At 71.3% G+C, this 20,135-nt stretch carries 21 protein-coding genes; 9 read left to right on the forward strand and 12 right to left on the reverse strand.

The annotated features are described in order from the left end of the window. The first annotated feature begins 1 nt into the window (after position 1). A complete protein-coding gene (locus JM664_RS03965) occupies positions 2 to 793 on the forward strand; it encodes an FAD binding domain-containing protein (RefSeq protein WP_227418612.1) in 792 nt (263 codons plus the stop codon). Between the two features lie 31 nt (positions 794 to 824). Next, entirely contained in the window at positions 825 to 1,868 is a 1,044-nt protein-coding gene (locus JM664_RS03970; RefSeq protein WP_227418613.1) for a saccharopine dehydrogenase, read from the forward strand. Positions 1,869 to 1,875: 7 nt separating this feature from the next. Here the strand turns inward: JM664_RS03970 and JM664_RS03975 are convergent, their stop codons facing one another. The 3 genes from JM664_RS03975 to JM664_RS03985 are packed head-to-tail and all read right to left on the reverse strand — an operon-like array spanning position 1,876 to position 4,738. After that, positions 1,876 to 2,607, reverse strand: a complete 732-nt coding sequence (locus tag JM664_RS03975; RefSeq protein WP_227418614.1) for an SDR family NAD(P)-dependent oxidoreductase — start codon at positions 2,605 to 2,607, stop codon at positions 1,876 to 1,878. Further along, positions 2,604 to 3,443: a DUF1365 domain-containing protein gene (locus tag JM664_RS03980; RefSeq protein ID WP_227418615.1), complete on the reverse strand. Its 840-nt coding sequence runs from the start codon at positions 3,441 to 3,443 to the stop codon at positions 2,604 to 2,606. The genes JM664_RS03975 and JM664_RS03980 overlap by 4 nt, the downstream gene beginning before the upstream one ends. Beyond that, positions 3,440 to 4,738 carry an NAD(P)/FAD-dependent oxidoreductase gene (locus tag JM664_RS03985; protein WP_227418616.1) on the reverse strand — a complete coding sequence of 433 codons (1,299 nt, stop codon included), beginning with the start codon at positions 4,736 to 4,738 and terminating at the stop codon, positions 3,440 to 3,442. The genes JM664_RS03980 and JM664_RS03985 overlap by 4 nt, the downstream gene beginning before the upstream one ends. A 219-nt stretch (positions 4,739 to 4,957) precedes the next feature. On the opposite strand from JM664_RS03985, the gene JM664_RS03990 reads away from it, so the two are divergent. Further along, positions 4,958 to 5,488 (forward strand): sigma-70 family RNA polymerase sigma factor, encoded by a 531-nt coding sequence (locus JM664_RS03990; protein ID WP_227418782.1) that lies wholly within the window; start codon positions 4,958 to 4,960, stop codon positions 5,486 to 5,488. Further along, positions 5,485 to 6,144 carry a ChrR family anti-sigma-E factor gene (locus JM664_RS03995; protein WP_227418617.1) on the forward strand — a complete coding sequence of 220 codons (660 nt, stop codon included), beginning with the start codon at positions 5,485 to 5,487 and terminating at the stop codon, positions 6,142 to 6,144. Before JM664_RS03990 ends, JM664_RS03995 begins: the two co-directional genes overlap by 4 nt. A 41-nt stretch (positions 6,145 to 6,185) precedes the next feature. Here JM664_RS03995 and mutL read toward each other — a convergent pair whose 3' ends face one another. The 8 genes from mutL to JM664_RS04035 all read right to left on the reverse strand — a co-directional run bounded on the left by mutL (position 6,186) and on the right by JM664_RS04035 (position 16,471). After that, positions 6,186 to 7,961, reverse strand: coding sequence for a DNA mismatch repair endonuclease MutL (gene mutL, locus JM664_RS04000; RefSeq protein WP_227418618.1), 1,776 nt, complete (start codon positions 7,959 to 7,961; stop codon positions 6,186 to 6,188). Positions 7,962 to 8,005: 44 nt separating this feature from the next. Next, positions 8,006 to 9,313 (reverse strand): M16 family metallopeptidase, encoded by a 1,308-nt coding sequence (locus tag JM664_RS04005; protein WP_406675768.1) that lies wholly within the window; start codon positions 9,311 to 9,313, stop codon positions 8,006 to 8,008. Next, a complete protein-coding gene (locus JM664_RS04010) occupies positions 9,313 to 10,662 on the reverse strand; it encodes a M16 family metallopeptidase (protein WP_227418620.1) in 1,350 nt (449 codons plus the stop codon). The genes JM664_RS04005 and JM664_RS04010 overlap by 1 nt, the downstream gene beginning before the upstream one ends. Positions 10,663 to 10,750: 88 nt before the next feature. Continuing rightward, a complete protein-coding gene (locus tag JM664_RS04015) occupies positions 10,751 to 11,296 on the reverse strand; it encodes a DUF3035 domain-containing protein (RefSeq protein WP_227418621.1) in 546 nt (181 codons plus the stop codon). Between the two features lie 50 nt (positions 11,297 to 11,346). Then, positions 11,347 to 11,820: a signal peptidase II gene (lspA, locus tag JM664_RS04020; RefSeq protein ID WP_227418783.1), complete on the reverse strand. Its 474-nt coding sequence runs from the start codon at positions 11,818 to 11,820 to the stop codon at positions 11,347 to 11,349. A gap of 2 nt (positions 11,821 to 11,822) precedes the next feature. After that, positions 11,823 to 13,394, reverse strand: a complete 1,572-nt coding sequence (purH, locus tag JM664_RS04025; RefSeq protein WP_227418622.1) for a bifunctional phosphoribosylaminoimidazolecarboxamide formyltransferase/IMP cyclohydrolase — start codon at positions 13,392 to 13,394, stop codon at positions 11,823 to 11,825. A 16-nt stretch (positions 13,395 to 13,410) separates the two neighbouring features. After that, positions 13,411 to 15,126 (reverse strand): heparinase II/III family protein, encoded by a 1,716-nt coding sequence (locus tag JM664_RS04030; protein WP_227418623.1) that lies wholly within the window; start codon positions 15,124 to 15,126, stop codon positions 13,411 to 13,413. A gap of 61 nt (positions 15,127 to 15,187) precedes the next feature. Continuing rightward, on the reverse strand, positions 15,188 to 16,471 hold the full coding sequence (locus JM664_RS04035; RefSeq protein ID WP_227418624.1) for an RsmB/NOP family class I SAM-dependent RNA methyltransferase: 1,284 nt from the start codon (positions 16,469 to 16,471) through the stop codon (positions 15,188 to 15,190). A 50-nt stretch (positions 16,472 to 16,521) separates the two neighbouring features. Between JM664_RS04035 and JM664_RS04040 the strand changes: the two genes are divergently transcribed. Then, entirely contained in the window at positions 16,522 to 16,698 is a 177-nt protein-coding gene (locus JM664_RS04040) for a DUF1674 domain-containing protein (RefSeq protein WP_227418625.1), read from the forward strand. A gap of 3 nt (positions 16,699 to 16,701) precedes the next feature. Here the strand turns inward: JM664_RS04040 and dapB are convergent, their stop codons facing one another. Next, a complete protein-coding gene (dapB, locus tag JM664_RS04045; protein WP_227418626.1) occupies positions 16,702 to 17,520 on the reverse strand; it encodes a 4-hydroxy-tetrahydrodipicolinate reductase in 819 nt (272 codons plus the stop codon). 78 nt (positions 17,521 to 17,598) lie between these two features. On the opposite strand from dapB, the gene rbfA reads away from it, so the two are divergent. The 4 genes from rbfA to JM664_RS04065 are packed head-to-tail and all read left to right on the forward strand — an operon-like array spanning position 17,599 to position 20,111. Next, a complete protein-coding gene (rbfA, locus tag JM664_RS04050; RefSeq protein ID WP_227418627.1) occupies positions 17,599 to 17,991 on the forward strand; it encodes a 30S ribosome-binding factor RbfA in 393 nt (130 codons plus the stop codon). Positions 17,992 to 17,995: 4 nt separating this feature from the next. Further along, positions 17,996 to 18,730, forward strand: coding sequence for a phosphodiester glycosidase family protein (locus JM664_RS04055; RefSeq protein WP_227418628.1), 735 nt, complete (start codon positions 17,996 to 17,998; stop codon positions 18,728 to 18,730). Beyond that, a complete protein-coding gene (truB, locus tag JM664_RS04060; RefSeq protein WP_227418629.1) occupies positions 18,730 to 19,608 on the forward strand; it encodes a tRNA pseudouridine(55) synthase TruB in 879 nt (292 codons plus the stop codon). The genes JM664_RS04055 and truB overlap by 1 nt, the downstream gene beginning before the upstream one ends. Then, complete coding sequence (locus JM664_RS04065; protein WP_227418630.1) at positions 19,605 to 20,111, forward strand: DUF1643 domain-containing protein; 507 nt, start codon at positions 19,605 to 19,607, stop codon at positions 20,109 to 20,111. Before truB ends, JM664_RS04065 begins: the two co-directional genes overlap by 4 nt. Positions 20,112 to 20,135 lie beyond the last annotated feature (24 nt).

A 20,135-nucleotide genomic window follows, 5' to 3' on the forward strand; every position in this document is an offset into this window, starting at 1 on the left:
CATGTACGCGTTCGACATCAAACGCCCCCGTAGCGTCGAAGAGGCGGTCGCGGCCCTGGCCGACGGCGAGGCGCAAGCGCTGGGCGGCGGGCAGACCCTGATCCCGACCCTCAGGCAGCGGCTGGCGGACCCCGGCACACTGGTCAGCCTCTCCGGCATCGCGGAGCTGAAGTACGTGCGGATGGAGGGCGACGTGCTGCGCATCGGCGGCGGCACCACCCACGCGCAGGTGGCGCGGGAGGCGGCGGCGCATTATCCGGCGCTGGCGAGCCTTGCGGGCCGGATCGGCGATCCGGCGGTACGCAACCGCGGCACGATCGGCGGCAGCCTGGCCAACAACGACCCCTCGGCCTGCTACCCCGCCGGCGCGCTGGGCTCGAACGCGACGGTCGTGACCGGCGCGCGGGAGATCGCGGCGGACGACTTCTTTCAGGGCCTCTTCGAGACCGCGCTCGACGAGGGCGAGATCGTCACCGAGGTCCGCTTTCCGGTCCCCGAGGCCGCGCGGTACGAGAAGTTCATCCAGCCGGCGAGCCGCTTCGCCCTCGTCGCGGTCTTCGTCGCCCGCTTCGCCGGCGGTGTGCGCGTGGCCGTCACCGGCGCGTCGGAGAGCGGCGTGTTCCGCTGGGCTGAGGCGGAGGCCGCGCTGGCGGCGGACTTCACGCCCGAGGTGGTGCGCGGGCTGACAGTCCAGGCGGAGGGCATGATCGGCGACCTGCACGGCAGCGCCGAGTACCGCGCGCACCTTGTCGGGGTCATCACCCGCCGCGCCGTGGAGGGCGCACTGGCGTGAGACAGGGGCGCTGCGGCGTCACCCGCGCGGAATGAGCCACGTCTGGGTCCGCGCCGAGCAGCGGCCGAACGAGCGCCGCGTCGGACTGACGCCCGAGGGCGCGGCCGCGCTTGTCGCCGCCGGCCACGCCGTCACGATCGAGGAGAGCGAGACGCGGGCGCTACCGCTCGAGCCGTACCTCGTCGTTGGGGCGGAGGCGGCACCGGTCGGAAGCTGGCCTGACGCGCCGGACGACGCGTGGATCTTCGGCCTCAAGGAGCTTCCGGACGACGAAACGCCACTGCGGCACCGGCACATCATGTTCGGACACGCCTACAAGGGGCAGCCGGACGGCGCGCGCCTGTTGCATCGTTTCGCGGCGGGGGGCGGCGCCCTCTATGATCTCGAGTACCTCGTCGACGAGGACGGACGGCGCGTTGCCGCCTTCGGCTACTGGGCCGGCTATGTGGGCGCCGGGATGTCGCTCGCCTGCCACGCCGCTCAGCGGCGGGGCGAGCCGCCGCAGCCGGGTCGCAGTTACGCATCAGCGGCGGAGATGCTGTCGTGGCTGCGGGATCTGCTCGGGGACGCAATGCCCACGACACTGATCATTGGCGCGCACGGCCGCACGGGTCGTGGCGCCGCAAACCTCTGCGCCGCGCTCGGCATCGCACCCACGCTCTGGGACATGGCTGAGACGGCTCATGGCGGACCGTTCCCGGAGATCCTGGAGCACGAGATCGTGCTGAACTGCATCCTCGCGGGGCCGGAGACGCCGGTATTCGTGCCCAGCGATGCCGGCCGCCGTGCGCGGCGGCTGACGGTGATCGGCGACATTGCCTGCGATCCGACCTCGGACTTCTCGCCGATCCGCGCCTACGACCGCCCCACGAGCTGGGAGCGGCCGGCGCTGCGCGTACACGAGGCGCCGCCGCTCGACGTGATGGCGATCGACAACCTGCCGTCGATGCTGCCGGCCGAGGCATCGCGCGACTTCGCGGCACAGCTCCTGCCGTCGCTGCTGGCGCTGCCGGATGGTGCGGTCTGGGAGCGCGCGCTGCAAAAGTTCCGCCGACAAGCACCCGCCACGCCCTGAACGCGCCTCAGCGGTAGATGCGGTAGTAGAGCCAGTCGGGCAGGAACTGGCCGATCCGGAACAGCGAGCCGTAGAGGAGCGGGAAGGTCCGCGAGAACGAATTGTTGTTCATGTGCTCAAAGACCAGCCGCGCCGCGTCCTTCGGCTCCATCATGAAGGGCATGTCGAACTCGTTGCGCTGTGTCAGACGAGTGCGCACGAAGCCGGGATTCGCCAGCTGAACCTCGACGCCGGTCTCGCGCAGGCCGGATCGGAGCGACTCGGCCAAGTGCATCACACCGGCCTTGGACGCGCCATAGGCCAGTGACGCCGGGAGGCCGCGATACCCCGAGAGCGAGCCGATCAGCACGATGTGGCCGCGATCGCGCTGGACCATCTTCGGGACCACCTCGCCTAGCACCCTGAGGCAGCCGACGAGATTCACGTTCAGGGTCTCCTCGGCCCGCTGGGCGTCCCATTCCATGACCGTCATCGGCCAGTAGACCCCGGCGAGATATACCATGCCGTCGACCTCGCCCACCTCCCGCGCCGCCGCGCTGACCGATGCCGTGTCTGCCACATCGCACCGCACCGCGCGGGCGCGGCCCGGCAGCTCGTCCACGGTCCGCCGCAGCTTCTCTTCGTCACGCCCGGAGAGGATGAGCTCCACCCCCACGGTGCTCAACTGCTCGGCTAGCGCCCTCCCGAGCCCGTCGGACCCGCCGACCAGCCAGTACCTCTTGCCCTGCCACTCCTTCATGCCCCCTCCTCGCGTCGGCTTGCCGTCGCATCGTCAATGGTTGGCGAGGCGGCGGCGTTCCGCCTAACCGAACCCGTCACGCGCCGCGATGCAAGTGCCGCCGCGCCGCCGTGAAGCGGTCGGGGGCGATAGCGCGCCCCGCTCCACCAAAGCTGCAGCGCCTGCCAGTGGATGAGGGCCAGCACGACCGGCGCACCGAAGCCGCGGCGCGCGCAGATGACGAGCAAGGACAGAGGAGTCAGGGGGCGGCGCTCGCCCGCCAGCGTCGCGACGAGCGTGCCGCCTGCGTGGCGGAGAGAGACCCGGATCGCTATCCGGCGTGCGCGCAGATCGAAGCGAAAGCTGTAGGTGCCATCCATCGGCTGAAATGGCGAGACGTGCATGACCTTGCGCGCCTCCATCACGTCCGACGACGCAATCGGCTCGAGATCCAGCCGGTGGCAGACATAGGCGTGACGGTCGCCGAACGTGTTGTCGACCTCGGCGACGACGATCCGCAGCCGCCCTTCGGCGTCGTGGGCGAACCAGAAGCTGATCGGGTTGAAGGCCCGGCCGAGAACCCGCGGCTGCGTCAGGAGAAGGAGCCGCCCCGTGGCCACGTCGCCGACGCCCCGCTGCGCAAGCAGCCGGCGCAGCCAGCGGCTGCCGCTGCCGTCGCCATGATCGCCGTCCTGCACCGATACCAGCGCGGCCGAGTTGAGACCGAAAAACCGCCAGCCACACGCGTCCGCTTCCGGGTCGAGGAGGACGAAGTCGATCGGGTAGTCAAAGCCTCGGGAGACGCGTCCATGGCGCCGATGCCTAGTCCGGCCGGCGAGGTGCTCGACCCCGCTCATGCGGCGGCGATCGCCGTGCGCCGCGCGTCCGCCAGTCCGCGCGCGACCTCGGCCGCGCTCGCCAGCGCATCCTCGTGAAAGCCGTTCCGCATCCAGGCGCCGCAGAACCAGGTTCCATGGGCGCCGTTGATGACCCGCACCGTCTCCTGCGCCGCGAGCGCCAGGTGATCGTAGACCGGATGACGGAAGGTCGTGACGTCGTAGATCAGGTCGGGCCGCAGCGATGTACCGGGGTTCAGCGTGACGAACATCTGGTCGTCCCGCGGGATTGGCTGGAGCGAATTCATCCAGTAGCTTAGCTCGATCCGGTCGGGCGCCGCACCCGGCCGCTCTGCATAGTTCCACGACGACCAGATGCGGCGGCGCCGGGGCATGACCGACGGGTCGGCGTGCAGCACCGCCTCGTTCGCCTGGTAACGGAAGGCCCCGAGCGCCGTCCGCTCGACGCCCGTGGCGTCCGACAGCAGACGCAGCGCGTCATCCGCGTGCGTGGCGAGTACCACGTCGTCGAAACGCTGCCAGGCGCCGCCGACGAGCCGCACCTCGACCGCCCCCGGCCGGCGCCGCACGCCTGCCACGCGCGCGTCCGTCCGGACCTTCGCCCCGCGCCTGCCCAGCAGGTCGGCGAGGCGACGCACGTACTGCTCGGAGCCGCCGGCGACGGTGTACCACCGATGCTGGCCGGTATGGCTGAGCAAAGCATGGTTGCGGAAGAAGCGAACCATCGCCTGCGCCGGGAAATCCAGCACCCCCCGCGTGGGCGTCGACCAGATCGCGCCGGAGAGCGGCAGCAGGTAGTATTCTCGGAACCACGGGCCGCTGCCCAGCCGGACGAGGAGGTCGCGCACGGTCATGAGGGGATCATCGGCGAACCTTGCGGCGCGCGCATTGAACCGGACGATATCGCGGATCATCCGCAGGAACTGCGGCCGCACGAGGTTGGAGCGTTGCGCGACGACAGCGGCAAGGTCGCGCAGGCCGTACTCCACCCGCCCCCCGCGCACGGAGGCGGCAAAGCTCATGTCGCTCGGCGCGATCTCCACGCCAAGACGTTCAAAGAGGGTTGTGAGACGCGGATAGTTCGGCCGGTTGAAGACGATGAAGCCCGTGTCGACCGGTTGATCGCCCCGCCGTCCGGCGACGACGGTGCGCGCATGGCCACCGAGGCGCGGCGCGGCCTCGAACAGCGTCACCCGGTGCGTCCCGGAGAGTAGCAGGGCCGCGCCCAGTCCCGAGATCCCTCCGCCGACGATCGCGACATGCGGCTGCCCGTCGCGCCACGGTTCCTTCTGCATCGGCGTCCCTCATTCCTCGCGCGCGAGAATGGCCGAATTCTTCGCGGACCGGAATCGCGACTTGATCCGGACCGGCGTCGAAGGCGTATCACGATCATGTTGATCGGTGCGCAAGTCTCGACGAATACGGGTGCGCTCCGGCGCCGGGGGCAATACGCTGGGCGGGCGGAGCGGCGGCTCCGGTCAATCGAAGGCAAGGGCATGCCGTCGGCGGAGACGATGGAAGAGAACTGGGTCGGCCACATCCGCCGCATCCACCACGACAAGGACGAGGCCGCGTTCGCCGAGCTGTTTCGGCATTTTGCGCCGCGGGTGAAGGCGTTTCTCATCCGCTCCGGCGCCGACGCGGCATTGGCCGAGGAATGCACGCAGGACGTGATGGCGACGCTCTGGCGCAAGGCGCACATGTTCGACCCGTCGCGGGCGAGCGTCGCGACCTGGATTTACACGATTGCGCGCAATCGCCGGATCGACGTGCTGCGCCGGCAGCGGCGGCCCGAGCCGGAGGATCTTCCCTGGGGACCGGAGCACGAGCCGGACCAGGCGGACGTGATTGCGATGCAGCAGGAGGCCGAGCGGCTGGGACAGGCCATCGCCGAGCTGCCGCAGAAGCAGAGGGACCTGCTGGCGCGCGCCTTCTACGGCGAGCTCAGCCACTCGGAAATTGCGGCGGAGACCGGCCTGCCGCTCGGCACGATCAAGTCGCGTATCCGGCTGGCGCTGGACCGGCTCCGGCACGCGATGGGATGACGGCGACGATGGGGACAATACGGCATCACCTGACGGACGAGACGTTGCTGGCCTATTCGGCCGGGACGCTTCCGGAGGCGTTCGCGCTGGTCGCGGCGAGCCACCTTTCTCTCTGCGACGAGTGCCGCGCGCGCCTCGGAGCATTCGAGGCGGTGGGCGGCGCGACGCTGACGTCTGTCGGCACGGCGGAGATGGGAGACGCCAGCCTGGAGCGGACGCTGGCCATGATCCGCGGTACGCCGGGCGATCCCGATCCTGCCCCGCGGCGGTCGGCGGGCACGCTGCCGATTCCGCTCAGCGACTATGTCGGCGGCGACGTCGACGCGATCCGCTGGCGCCCGGTCGGCGGCGGCGTACGACAGATGGTGCTGAAGACCGGCGACGAGGCGACGGCGCGGCTCCTCTACATCCCCGCGGGCGAGGCGGTGCCGGAGCACACCCACGGCGGGATGGAGCTGACCATGGTGCTGAGCGGCGCGTTCAGCGACGAGGTGGACCGCTTCGGGCCCGGCGACGTGGAGACGGCGGACCCGACGATACAGCATCAGCCCATCGCGGAGCCGGGCGCGCCTTGCATCTGCCTCGCGGCGACCGATTCGCGGCTGCGCTTCCGCTCATGGATCCCAAGGCTGCTGGGCCCGATCATCGGCATCTGAAGGGGGGCGTCCGTTATCGCGCCCGGCCTTGGCGCCCGCGGTCAGGTGCGGCCGAAGAGGCGCTCGATGTCCGAGAGCTTGAGCTCGACGTAGGTGGGCCGGCCGTGATTGCACTGGCCCGAGTGCGGCGTGGCCTCCATCTCGCGCAGGAGAGCATTCATCTCCTCGCCATTCATCCGACGGCCCGCGCGGACCGAGCCGTGGCAGGCGACACGGCTCAGCACCTCCTCCAGCCGGCCCGCGAGCGGCGCGTCGCCCTCGTCCAGCGCATCGAGGATGTCGTGGACCAGCCGCCGCGCATCCACCTGGCCGAGCAGCGCCGGCGTCTCGCGCACGGCAATCGCGCCGCGCCCGAAGGGCTCCACAGTCAGGCCCAGGCAAGCCAGCGTCTCCGCCTCGTCCAGCAGGCGCTCCGCCGCATCGGGCGCGAGCTCCACGATGTCGGGCACCAGTAGCGCCTGCGCCCGGACGCCTTCTCGCCCCATCTGGCTCTTGAGCCGCTCGTAGACCAGCCGCTCGTGTGCGGCGTGCTGGTCCACGATGACCACGCCGTCCGCCGTCTGCGCCACGATGTAGGTCTCGTGCAGCTGCGCGCGCGCCGCGCCGAGCGGGTGGTCAGATGCGGCGGGCTCGGGCTCCAGCCGCGCCGAGGGCGGTTCGGCGAAGCCCGCTTGCGGCGGCGGCGCCGCCGGACGATGGACCGGCCGGTCCATCTGGTAGACGCGCGGCTCGGCCGGCTCGGGCCGCATCGCGCCCAGCGCCGCGGCCGAGCGTGTGCTGGCGGTGCGGTGCCCGGCACCGGCGAGGGCGTGGCGGACGGCCGAGACGATCAGGCCCCGCGCGGTGCCCGGATCGCGGAAGCGCACCTCGGTCTTGGCCGGGTGCACGTTGACGTCGACGAGGCGCGGATCGCATTCCAGGAACAATGCCGCTGCCGGGTGACGGCCTCGCGGCAGGAGGTCGGTATAGGCGCCGCGGAGTGCGCCGGCGAGCAGCTTGTCCCGCACGGGACGGCCGTTGACGAAGAGGTACTGCATTACCGCCGCACCGCGCGAATAGGTCGGCAGGGCGGCGAGCCCGGTCAGCCGCAGTCCCTCGCGCTCGGCGTCGAGCGGCAGCGCGTTCTCGGCGAAGTCCCGACCCAAAGCCGCCTCAAGACGCGACAGCATCGCCTCGGCGGACGTGCCGCGGGCGGGGTCAAAGCGCAGCACGACTCGCTCGCCGTCGCGCAGGGTGACGCGGATGCGCGGCTCGGCCATGGCGAGCCGGCGCACCACGTCCGTGACCGCCTGTGCCTCGGCCCGGTCCGAGCGCAGGAACTTGAGCCGCGCGGGCGTCGCCGAAAAGAGGTCGCGAAGCTCGACAACCGTGCCGCGATCGAGCGCGGCGGGGCGCACGGGCTCAGCCCGCCCCCCCGTCACCCGGATTTCCGCCGCATCGTAGCCCTCGACCCGGGAGACGACGCAGAGCCGCCCGACCGCCGCGAGAGACGGCAGCGCCTCGCCGCGGAACCCGAAGGTATGGATGGAGAGCAGGTCGGTGCCATCGATCTTGGAGGTGGCGTGCCGTGACAGCGCGAGCGGCAGGTCCGAGGCGGCAATCCCACAGCCGTCGTCGCGCACGCGAATCAGCGTCTTGCCGCCGTCCTCGATGCAGACCTCGACCTGCCCGGCGCCCGCGTCGAACGCATTCTCGACAAGCTCCTTTACCGCCGAGGCGGGACGCTCGACCACCTCGCCCGCGGCAATGCGGTTTACCGCCGCCTCGTCAAGCTGGCGTATGACTGGCTGGCTTATGTTGCGCTCAGGTCGGCCCATGCCACTAAGGGTAGCATGAGCCGGGCCGCGCGACCAACAGGAAATCAGTTGGTGGCGGAGAGGCCCTCTGGCTGTCCGACAACCACGAAGTGCAGCGATTCCGGGTCCCACAACTCGGCCGCCACGCGATTCGCGTCCTCCAGCGTCACCGCCTCGACTATATCGTTGCGCGTGTTGACGTAGGATGGCGGCAGGCCTTCCATCTGCATCCCAACGAGGATGCGGGCGATCGGACCGTTGCCGTCGAACCTCAGCGGATAGGCGCCAGTCAGATACGTCTTCGCCGCCTCCAGCTCTGCCTCGGTCACGCCTTCCTCTGACAGGCGCGCCCACTCGTCCCGCACCACGTCGATCGCTTCGGCCACGCTCTCGTTCCCGCTGGCGACTTGGCCGAGGAGCGTATCGGAGTAGTCCTGATTCACGAGGTAGGTGCCGATCCCGTAGGTGAGGCCGCGCTTCTCACGCACCTCCCTCATCAGGCGGCTGCCGAAGGACTGGTCGCCGAAGACCTGGTTCACGACGTAGGCCGCGAAGAAGTCCGGGCTGTCGCGGTCGATGCCCGGCTGGCCGAAACGCACCACCGACTGCGGCGTGTCGAAGTCGACCACGGTCACACCCTGTCCCAGCTCGAACGTCGCCGACGGCGGCATCGGCGCCCCCTCCGCCGGCAGCCCGTCGAAGAGCGAGTCGAGCATCTCGCCCAGCTCATCGGGAGTGATGTCGCCCACGGCCGAGACAAAGAGCCGGTCCTTGGCCAGCACCCGCCCATGCGCCTCGATCAGATCGTCCCGCGTCAGCGCCGAGACGCTCTCCACCGTGCCGCTGGTGTCGCTGCCGTAGGGGTGGGCGCCGTAGGCGAGACCGTCGAAGGTCTGGCTGGCGATGGAGGAAGGGTCGGTGGCGTCGGACTGGATGATCGACAACACCTGCGAGCGGACCCGCTCGATCGCGCCCTCATCGAAGCGCGGCTCGGTCAGCGCCTCGTGCAGGAGCGTCACGGCCTCATCGCGATTTTCGGTCAGGAAGCGGGCGGAGACGCTAAGCGCATCGTCGTAGACGTCGAAGGAGAAGCTGGCGGCGAGCCCCTCGACCTCGGCGGCGAACTCTTGGGCGTCGCGGTCGCCCGCGCCCTCCTCCAGCAGTCCCGTCATCAGGTTGATCGCGCCGCGCTTCCCCTCTGCGTCCAGAGATGCACCGCCCTGAAAGCGGATCTCGAGTGCGACAAAGGGGATCGAATGCTCCTCGACAAGCCACGCGTCGATGCCGCCGGGCGATGTGACTTCCTGGATCTCGACCGCGGCCAGCGCCGGAAGGGCGACGAGCGAGAAGGCTGCCGCGAACATGGCTCGGATCATTGAGTTACCTCCTGGATATCACCGTCTTCCGGTCCGGTCAGCCAGCCAGTGACCGCGTTCGACCTGTCGAGCAGCGTGCGCGCCGCGGCGATCACCTCCTCCTCCGTCACGGACTGGAGGATCTCGGGCCACGCCTCGACGTCGTCGACCGCGAGACCAACTGTCAGCGCCTGACCGTAACGACGGGCGAGCGCGGACACGTCGTCGCGCGAATAGATGTCGGCAGCGCGGACCTGCATCTTGATCCTCTCAAACTGTTCGGCGTCGACGCCCTCCTCGACGAAGCGGGCGAGCGCCTCATCGAGGGCGGCCTCCGCCTCGTCCAGCGCAACGCCGGGCGCCGGAACCACGGTCAGGCCGAAGGTCGTGTCGTCCACGCTGAGCCCGTTGTAGAAGGCCGAAGTGTAGATCGCGAGCGGCTCGTCGAACTGCAACTGCCGGCCGAGCCAGGAGGTCGCCGACGAGCCGCCGAGCAGCTCCGAGAGCATCGTCAGAACCGCGGCCTCGCGCTGGTCGCCCGGATCGCGCTCTGGTGCGAGATAGGTCCGCACGATGTAGGGCTGCGCCACGCGCGGGTCACTGTAGGTCATCCGCCGCTCGACGAGCTGCGGTGGCTCCTGCGGCCGGGCGCGCGGCTCGAGCTCCGGGTTCGGCTCCAGGGGGCCGTAATGCTCTTCGGCGAGCGCCCTGACCTCGTCAGGCTGCACGTCGCCCGCCACGACCACGATCGCGTTGTTCGGGGCGTAGTTCTCGCGATAGAACCCAAGCGCGTCGTCCAGCGTCAGCTCCGCAATCTCGTGACGCCAGCCGATCACCGGAATGCCGTATGGGTGGGCGAGGTACTGCGCTGCGGTGCGTTGCTCGGAAAAGACCGAGCCTGGATCGCTGTCGGTGCGCTGCGTACGCTCCTCCAGCACCACGGCCCGCTCCGGCAGCGCAAGCTCCTCGGTCAGGGCGAGGCCGCGCATCCGGTCGGCCTCGAGCTCCATCATCAGGTCCAGCCGGTCCGCCGCGACGCGCTGGAAGTAACCGGTGTAGTCGTAGGAGGTGAAGGCGTTGTCGGTGCCTCCCTGCGCCGCCACTAGGTCCGAGAACTCGCCCGGCGCCACGTCGTCGGTGCCCTTGAACATCAGGTGCTCGAGGTAATGGGCGATGCCGGACTTGCCCGCCGGCTCGTCGGCCGAGCCCACCCTGTACCAGACCATGTGGACGACAACCGGGGCGCGGTGGTCTTCGATCACCACGACCTCCATGCCGTTCTCGAGCGCGAAAGTCGTCACGTGGTCGTCAGCCCAGGCAGGCAGCGCGAGGCAGGTGGCGGCGAGTGCGGCGAGCCGTCGGATCATCGAACCAACCTTTTCCGGTGTGCAGGTCAGAGCGACAGATACCACCGGCCGAAACCGCATCAAGCGGGCTGGCGCGAACGTGAGCGCGCTAGCGTGGCGCCGGCGCGTCCGGCGGCCGCACGACGAGCTGCGGCTCGGTCCCCTCGGGCGGCGCGGCCGGCGTGCGGATGCCGGCGCGGCGGAACCGCTCAAGCTCGGCGTATTGATCGAGGGACTGCCGCGCATAGGCGTCGAAATAGGTGTTCACGCCAAAGATCCGCTCGAGCAGCAGCCCGTCGTTGCGGCGCCGGAATTCCCGGTCCGCGGCGGCGAGCTCGGGTCGGATCGCCGGGGCGACGCCGAGGCGTGTGGCATAGTTGACGATGCCGCCATCGACCGGCCGGCCCAGCACCGCGGGGTTCCCGCCAAGCGCGGCATAGACGTCTGCCTCGGGCGTCGGATCGGCCAGGTTCCGACCACCGGGCGCCGGCGGCGGCAGCGCTGCGCTTTCCTGCGGCAGCTCCAGCGGCTTGGTGGGCAGGATGCGGAACTCGTCCGGGCCCTCGCCCGGCGTGCTGAGGTTCAGCAGGCGCGGCTCACCGCCCCCGCAGCCCGCGAGCAGCGCCAGCGCCACGATCAGAGGGGTCAGTCTCATCGCCGTCCTTCGTCCGTTCCGGCCCTCTCTACCGCAGCGCATCGGTCGCGTCACGATCTCTTGTTCCGCCCGTCGCCCGCCAGCAGGGCCAGCCCAGCCGCGCCAAGGAAGATCGCGATGTCGGCCACGTTGAAGGCGTAGGGGTTCTCGATCCCGCAGCAAGACATGTTCAGAAAATCCGCCACCGCGCCGTAGAGCAGCCGGTCGATCACGTTGCCCACCGCGCCGCCGATCAGCAGGCCCGCCGACGCCTGCACCGCCGGCCCAGGCCGCTGCCGCCACATCCACCAGCCGACCCATGCGGCGATGCCGAGCGCCAGCGCGATCAGGATCCACCGTGTCGTGTCGCCGCCGGCGAAGAGGCCGAAGTTGACGCCGCGGTTCCACGCCATCCTGAGCGTCAGGTAGGGCGGCCAGACCTCGATCACCCCGCGCAGGGCGAGGTCCATCCACCAGACCACCACCACCTTGGTGATCTGGTCGAGCGCCAGCGTCGCCAGCGCCGTCCAGACTGTCCAGCGCAGGCTCAATGGCGGAAGTGCCGCTGGCCGGTGAAAACCATGGCGAGGCCCGCCGCGTCGGCCGCCGCAATTACTTCGTCGTCGCGGACCGAGCCGCCGGGCTGGATCACCGCCGTCGCCCCCGCCTCGGCCGCGGTCATCAGCCCGTCGGGGAACGGGAAGAAGGCGTCGGAGGCGACGACCGATCCGCGGGCGGGGGACTCCGCCAGGCTCAGCGCCTGGGCCATGTCCTGCGCCTTGCGGGCGGCAATGCGGGTGGAGTCGATCCGGCTCATCTGGCCCGCGCCGATGCCGACGGTCGCGCCGTCCCGGGCATAGACGATGGCGTTCGACTTGACGTGCTTGGCCACCCGCCACGCAAATAACAGATCCGCCATCTCGCGCGCGTCCGGGGCACGCTGCGTCGCCACCTGCAACTCGTCCTCGCGCACCATCCCGGTGTCGGCGTCCTGCACCAGAAGGCCGCCCGCAACGCTGCGTACCGCGTGGCGCGGCGCGCGGGGGTCCGGCAGGCCGTCAGTCAGGAGAAGGCGCAGGTTCTTCTTCGCCGCCAGCACCGCCATCGCGTCGGGATCGGCCCCCGGCGCGACGACCACCTCGGTGAAGATCTCCGCCACCCGCTCGGCCGTCGCCGGGTCGAGCGGGCGATTGAGCGCGACGATCCCGCCGAAGGCCGAGACGCGGTCGCAGTCGAACGCCCGTGCGTAGGCGTCGGCGAGCGATCCCGCGGTGGCGACGCCGCAGGGATTGGCGTGCTTGACGATGACGCAGGCGGGGCCGTCGAACTCGGCCACCGCCTCCATTGCCGCGTCGGTGTCGGCGATGTTGTTGTAGCTCAGCTCCTTGCCCTGAATCTGCCGGACGGTGGCGACGCCGGGCCGGGCGGAGCTGTCGGCATAGAAGGCGGCCGACTGGTGTGGGTTCTCGCCATAACGCAGCGTCTGCACGAGGCGTCCCGCGACCGCCCGCCGCCGCGGCACCTCGCGCAGCTCGCCCGCCAGCCAGCCCGAGACCGCCGCGTCATAGGCGGCCGTCCGCGCGAAGGCGGTCAGCGCCAGCCGCCGCCTCGTGCCGGCGGAGATGCCGCCCCGCCCCAGCTCCTCGAGCAGCGGCGCGTAATCCTCGGGGTCCGTCACCACGGCGACGTGCGCGTGGTTCTTGGCCGCCGCACGCAGCATGGCCGGGCCGCCGATGTCGATGTTCTCGACGCAGGCATCGTAGTCGCCGCCGCCCGCCACGGTCGCCTCGAACGGGTAGAGGTTCACCACCAGCAGGTCGATCGGCGCAATTCCGTTTTCGGCCATCGCGCGCTCGTGCGCCGGCTCGCCGCGGAGCGCCAGCAGGCCGCCGTGCACCGCCGGGTGCAGCGTCTTGACTCGCCCGTCCATCATCTCGGGAAAGCCTGTCAGCTCCGCCACGTCGCGCACCGCGAGGCCCGCGTCCCTCAGCGCACGTGCGGTGCCTCCGGTCGAGACCAGCTCGACGCCGTGTTCCGCCAGCGCGCGCCCCAGCTCAGCCAACCCGCTCTTGTCGGACACGGAAAGAAGCGCGCGGCGCGGCATGATCTGGTCGGTCATCTCAGGTCTCCGGGACTCAACGCTCGAGGTCGCGCAGCGCCAGTGGCGTATCCTGCGTCTTGGCCAGCGACCACGCGAGGCGGGTCGCATATTCGCGCGCCGAGGAAAAGAGCGCGATCTGCCGGGTGGCGCGGGGCTGGCGTCGGCCCTTTTCGAGGTAGACGGAGTTCTCCAGCGACAGGTGCGCCGTCCCCTCCAGAAGCCGGAACACCCACACCTCGCCGCTCGGCAGCGCGAGCGAGACCGCCTTGCCGCCGAGGTCCAGCTCGGCGTCCACATCGGGGTGCAGGTGAAAGCGCGCGGCGAAGCGCACGCCGCCCTCGCGCCGCATCATCCGGTCGAAAAGCTTGCGATTGCCGCTGTCGAGCGCGACGAGCGTGTCCTCGCCCCTCAGCCGCCGTCCGTCCCACGCGAGCTCCAACTCGCGCACATGGACGAGGCCGTGTGTACCGACATAGCCGTCGTGGCTTGCTACCAGCACCTCGGCCTGCTCGCCCTCTTCGCGCTCCAGCCGGACGTCGCGCGGCGCGTCGACCAGGAGGTCCGCCTTGCGCCCGGTGCCGCCGAAGCGCGACGAGGAATATCCCTCGACCGCCAGCGTGGAGTGCGAGGCGGTGGCGCGGCCCGCACGGCGCCAGCGGTCGCCGAAGCTCTCGCCCGAGCCGCAATTCACGATCAGCGGCCGCCGCCCCGACGTCAGCTCGAAGGCGAGCGTCGAGGCGTGCGCGGTGGACGCCGCCGCGCCGATCGGCGGCACCGCCACGTCGGCGATGACGCTCGTGCGGCCCTGCCGCAGCCGCGCGTAACCCATCGCCGCGTCGCCCTCCGGTGGCCGGTGCCGCACCCCGGAGGTAAAGAGCGCGAGGTCGAGCCGGCCTGGCGCGCCGCGATCGCCGCCGTGATAGCGGGCGAGGCCGCCATCGGCGTGGCGGAGGCTCCGCAGGGTGGGCGCGATGCGCGCGATCGCCGCGAGGAGCGGAGCACCGGGTCGACGGCCGGTCCGCACAAGCGTGTCGGCGCTCCAGGTGAGCAGCGTGAAGATCTCCAGGAGCTCCTCGGGGTTCCGCGTGGCGATGCCGCCGTCTGAGCCGATCTGCGCCTGGCATTCCCGGTCGAGCGCCGCGGTCGCCGGCGCCACGCGCTCGGCGCGGCCGCTCATCGCCAGCGCCGCGTGGACCAGCCCGCTCAGCGCCTCGATCCGCGGCAGGCCGGGCGGCGCCGCCTGCCACCGACGCGCCAGGAAAAGCGTCTGCCGGCCCAGCGCCCGCATCAGCCGCGCGCGCAGGCCCGCGTACTCGGGGTCGAGCAACAGCTCGGCGTGATGGAGCCAGCGCAGTACCCGCCGCCCCGTCAGCGGCGCCGACCATCCAGGCCCGCGGCCGGCGCCGTAGCGGACGAGCCACGCCTCGGTCCAGTCCCGCGCCAGCGCGTCGGCCTCGGGCTCGGCCACTGCGGCGAGGTCGTCCAGCCAGCCGAAGCCGTGCAGCTCGGCGGCAAAGGCGGGACCCGGCGGCGTGATGTCCCAAGGGATCACGCCGGGGCTCTCGACGAGGTAGCCCGCGAAGAGGAAATGCCCGGCGAGCAGGTCACGGCCGCGCGCGACGCTGCCGATACTGCGCGGTTCGGATGGCCGGACCAGCTCGGCCGCGGCGGCCACGCGGCCGGCAGTCCGCGCATGCAGCGCGTCGCCCCAGCGCTGCGGTCGGCTCCTCGCGATGTTCCGCTCGATCACGCGCCCCTCCTCGGCTCGCCGCTCATCCTACGCCGCGCGACGGTGCCATGTCAGCAGACGCTCAACCGCGCAGCACGGCGATGTAGAAGCCGTCCATGCCGCCCCGCTCGGGCCAGTAGTCCGGGCGCAGCCGCAGACCGCCCTGCTTGTCGACCCACCCTTCCTCGATCCATTCAGCCTCCGGACGCACCGTGCGCAGTCGCGGGTGCCGCGCGTGGGCGGAATGGACCTGCGCCTCGCCCTCCTCGGGCAAGATCGAGCAGGTGCAGAAGACGAGCCGCCCACCCGGCCGCAGCGCCGCGACGGCGCGGTCGATCAACGCCCTCTGCAACTCCAGCAGCGGCTCCATGTCGCCCAGCGCCTTGGCGTGCGGCAGGTCGGGGTGACGGCGAATGGTGCCCGTCGCCGAGCAGGGCGCGTCGAGCAGCACGAGGTCGAAGCCGCCGCCGTTCCAATCGAGCGCATCCGCGACCACCGTCTCGGCCCGAAGCCCGCAGCGCGCGAGGTTGTCCTCCAGCCGCCTCATCCGCGCCGCCGACAGATCTAGCGCCGTCACCTCCGCGCCCGCCGCCGCGAGCTGCAGGGTCTTTCCGCCCGGCGCGGCGCAGAGGTCGAGCGCGCGCTCGCCCGGCTGCGGGTCTGCCAGCCGCACCGGCAGGGCCGCCGCCGCGTCCTGCACCCACCAGTCGCCTTCGGCATACCCCGGCAGGGCCGACACCTGCCCGCCACGCGCCAGCCGCACGCTGCCCGTCGGCAGCACCACGCCACCCAGGCGCGCGGCCAGCGTCGCCGCATCCACATCTTTCGGCGTCACGTCGAGCGGGGCGCCGGCGGCGTGCGCCGCCTCCATCGCCTCGGCGGCCGGCCGGCCCCACGCCGCGAGGAGCCGCTTGCGCAAGGGGCGCGGCAGCCGCGGCACCGGCAGCGTGTCCCACGCCTCGTGCCCCGCCTCGGCCAGCCGTCGCAAGATGGCGTTGACCATGCCCGCCTGATTGCGGGTCTGCCGGTCCTGCCCCATCAGCCCGACCAGCGCATCCACCACACCGTGCGGCGCGGCGCCATCGCCGCAGATCTCCCAGGTGCCGAGCCGCAGCGCGTCGAGCGCCTGCTGTGGCGGCCTGCGACGCAGGTGCGGCCCCAGCATCCGGTCCGCGCGGTCGGCCCAGCGCAGCGTCTCGGTCGCCAGCCGCTGCGCCCGCGCCCGCTCCGCCGGGGCGAGCGCCGCCGTCTCCCGCGGCAGCGCGTCCGAGAGCAGCCGGCGCTCCATCGTCACCGCACCGATCAGTCTCAGCGCCGCGCGCCGTGCCTCCTGCTCCACGTCATCCTCCGGTCGCCGGCGTTGCATCGCCGCCGCCGCGGCGTATATCGAGCGCCAGAGCCAAGCACGAGGGTGCGATGCCCGAACCTGTCGATGATCTGCCGCCCGCCGCCCGCCGTGCGCTGGAAGAGGCCGAGGCGCGCCGTCGGCAGGCTGCGGACCAGGATTTCCCCCCCGAGCGCGGCGGTCGCGAGGGGCCGGAGCCGGTTCGCTTCGGCGACTGGGAGCGCAAGGGCATCGCCGTCGACTTCTGAGGCTCAGCCGTCGCGCAAGCCCAGAACGTCGAGCATGTCGTATTCGCCGGGCTTCCGGTCCTGACCCCAGAGCGCCGCCTTGAGCGCGCCGCGGGCGAAGACAGCCCGATCGGTCGCGACGTGGCGCAGCACGATACGCTCGCCTGCACCGGCGAAGATCACGTCGTGCTCGCCCACGATGTCGCCGCCGCGGATGGCAGAAAAGCCGACGTGCCCCCTGTTACGCGCCCCGGTGATGCCGTCGCGGCCCCGGTCCGCCACATCGGACAAGACCACTCCGCGCGCCTCGGCCGCCGCCTCGCCCAGCATCAGCGCCGTGCCCGAAGGCGCATCGGCCTTCATCCGGTGGTGCGCCTCGACGATCTCGACATCCCAGTCCTCGTCCAGCGCCGCCGCCACCTGCCGCGTCAGTTGAACCAGCAGGTTGACGCCAAGGCTCATGTTTCCCGCCCGCACGATCGGCGCATGGCGCGCCGCCGCAGCAAGCCGCCGCAGATCGTCCTCCGAGAGCCCCGTTGTGCCAATGACGTGTACCGCGCGAGCCTGCGCCGCGAGGCCGGCAAAGGCCACCGTCGCGGCCGGCGCGGTGAAGTCGATCACCGCTTGCGCCCGCGCGAAGGCCTCGACCGCGTCGTCGGTCACGGCCACGCCCACGGGCGCCTCGCCCATCGCCGTGCCGACATCCTGCCCGATCCAGTCATGACCTGGCCGCTCCAGCGCCGCGACCAGGCGTGCCTCGGCGCTTTCGACCACCAGACGCACCAGCATCCGGCCCATCCGGCCCGACGCCCCCGTCACCACGATCCCAGGCAATTCGCTCATGCACGACCTCATAGCCGCCCGCGCCGCGGAGGGCAAAGGCCGCTTGCGAAGGTTCCCCGGCAGGCATAGACCGGCGCCATGTCACGCAGGAGCGGAACCGGCGCGCCGTCACAACGGCAGCTTCGGGTGGGCGAGTTGATCCGCCGCACCCTGAGCGACGTGCTGAACCAGGGCGACATCCACGATCCGGAGCTGAACCGCCTCTCGATCACCGTGGGAGAGGTGCGCACGTCTCCCGACCTGCGCGTCGCCACGGCCTATGTCCTGCCGCTGGGCGGCGAGCATCGGGACGAGGCACTGGCGGCGCTCAGGCGCAACCGGGGCGAGCTGCGGCGCGCGATCTCCAAGGACCTGACGCTGAAGTTCTCGCCCGAGCTGAGGTTCGAGATCGACGACACGTTCGACCGGATGGACGAGACGCGCCGCCTCTTCGAGAGCGATGCGGTGCGGCGCGACGTCGAAGGGGAATGACCCGATGCTGCGCGCGCTGATCATTGCGCTGGGTCTTGCACCGGCGGTGCCCGCGGCGGCGCAGGAATGCGAGCGTATCACCTTCGACGGCCTCGACCACACGATCTGCGAGCTCGACCCGGCGACGACGACGCTCCGCCTCTTCCACGCCGACGAGCGCGGCGCGCCCTGGGGCCACTTCCCGCGCCTGGACGCGGCGCTCCGGCGTGAGGGCAAGGCGCTGGGCGTGGCGATGAACGGCGGGATGTACCACGACGACCGCCGGCCCGTCGGGCTCTACATCGAGGACGGGACCGAGGTGCAGCCGGTCGTCACCCGCGCCGGGCCCGGCAACTTCGGCCTGCTGCCGAACGGGGTCCTGTGCCTCAGCGACGGGTCGGCCTCCGTCGTGGAGAGCCGCCGCTTCGCCGAGGAGCGCCCGGAGTGCCGGGATGCATCGCAGTCGGGGCCAATGCTGGTCATCGACGGGGCTTTGCACCCGCGCTTCCTGCCGGACAGCACCTCGCGCCACATCCGCAACGGCGTCGGCGTGCGCGAGGACGGGACGGTGGTGCTGGCGATCTCGGACCAGCCAGTGACGTTCCACGAGTTCGGGCGGCTCTTCCGCGACCGGCTGGAGACGCCGGATGCGCTCTATCTCGACGGCAGCGTCTCCCGGCTCTGGGCGCCGGCGATCGGGCGGCGCGACCTCGGCCGCGCGATGGGGCCGATCCTCGGCACGGTCGTGCCCGCCGACTGATGGGGCGCCGCCGCAAGGGCCGCAACGTCTCGGGCTGGGTCATCGTCGACAAGCCCGCCGGCCCGACCTCGACCCAGGTGACGGGCCGGGTGCGCCGCGCCTTCGACGCGCGCAAGGCGGGGCACGCGGGCACGCTCGACCCGGCGGCCACCGGCGTGCTGGCGGTCGCGCTCGGCGAGGCGACGAAGACGATGCCCTTCGTCGCTGACGCGTCGAAGAGCTATCGCTTCACCGTCCGGCTGGGCGCAGCCACCGACACTGACGACGCCGAAGGCGAGATCATCGCCACCTCCCTAGAGCGCCCCTCTGACGAAGCGCTCCATAGTATCCTGCCGCGCTTCACCGGCGACATCATGCAGGCTCCGCCGCGTTACTCCGCGATTCATGTCGAGGGGCGGCGCGCCCACGAGGTGGCGCGCGCAGGCGGTGACGTCGTGATTCCCGCGCGCCCACTCAGGGTCGAGCGGCTCGTGATGGTGAACAGGCCCGATGCCGATCACGTCGAGTTGGAGATGGCGTGCGGCAAGGGCGGCTACGTCCGCTCGATCGCCCGCGATCTGGGCGAGGCGCTGGGATGCCTCGGCCATGTCCTGACGCTCCGGCGGATCGCGGCAGGCCCATTTCGAGAGGACCATGCGGTCGCACTTGCGGAAGTGGAGGCAGAGCCCGAGGCGCAGCTGAGGCCGGTGGAGACCGCTCTCGTCGGCCTGCCCGAAGCGCCTTGCGACGATGCGGCGGCGGGCCGGCTGGCGCACGGCAACCCCGCGCCGGTCGCGGGATCCGACGCGCCGATCGCGTGGGCCTCCCACGGCGGGCGAGCTGTCGCGATCGGGCGCGTCGCCGGCGGCATACTGCACCCGGCGCGCGTCTTTCGGTGATCGTTCGGCGGCACGAAAAGGCCGGCACGACAAGCGCCGCGACCTACTCGCCCTGCGGCCTCTACCGCTATGCGCTGACGCGGGAGTGGGACGCCGCCGCACGGCGCATCCTCTGGGTAATGCTCAACCCGTCGACCGCGAGCGAGGTGCGTAACGACCCGACGATCGAGCGCTGCGAGCGTCGATCGCACCGTATGGGCTACGGCGCCATGCGGGTCGCCAACATCTTCGCGTTTCGTGCCACGCGGCCTGCCGAACTGGCGCGAGCAGCGGACCCGGTCGGAGCGGAGAACCACGGCGAGTTGCAGGCGGCGGTCGCCTGGGCCGACGATATCGTGGCGGCATGGGGAGCACACGGCCGCCTCCTCGGACGTGGCGCGGCGGCGGCGGCCGACTTGAGGCGGATTTGCCGACCCGTCCTGCACCTGGGCCTGACGTCGCAGGGCGAGCCGCGCCACCCGCTCTACGTCGCCTACGCCGTCGAGCCGACGCTCTGGCTCTGACCTCCGGCAGGCGAGGGTTGGCGG

The sequence above is a fragment of the Roseitranquillus sediminis genome (genome assembly GCF_016918935.1).
GTDB lineage: Bacteria > Pseudomonadota > Alphaproteobacteria > Rhodobacterales > Rhodobacteraceae > Roseitranquillus > Roseitranquillus sediminis.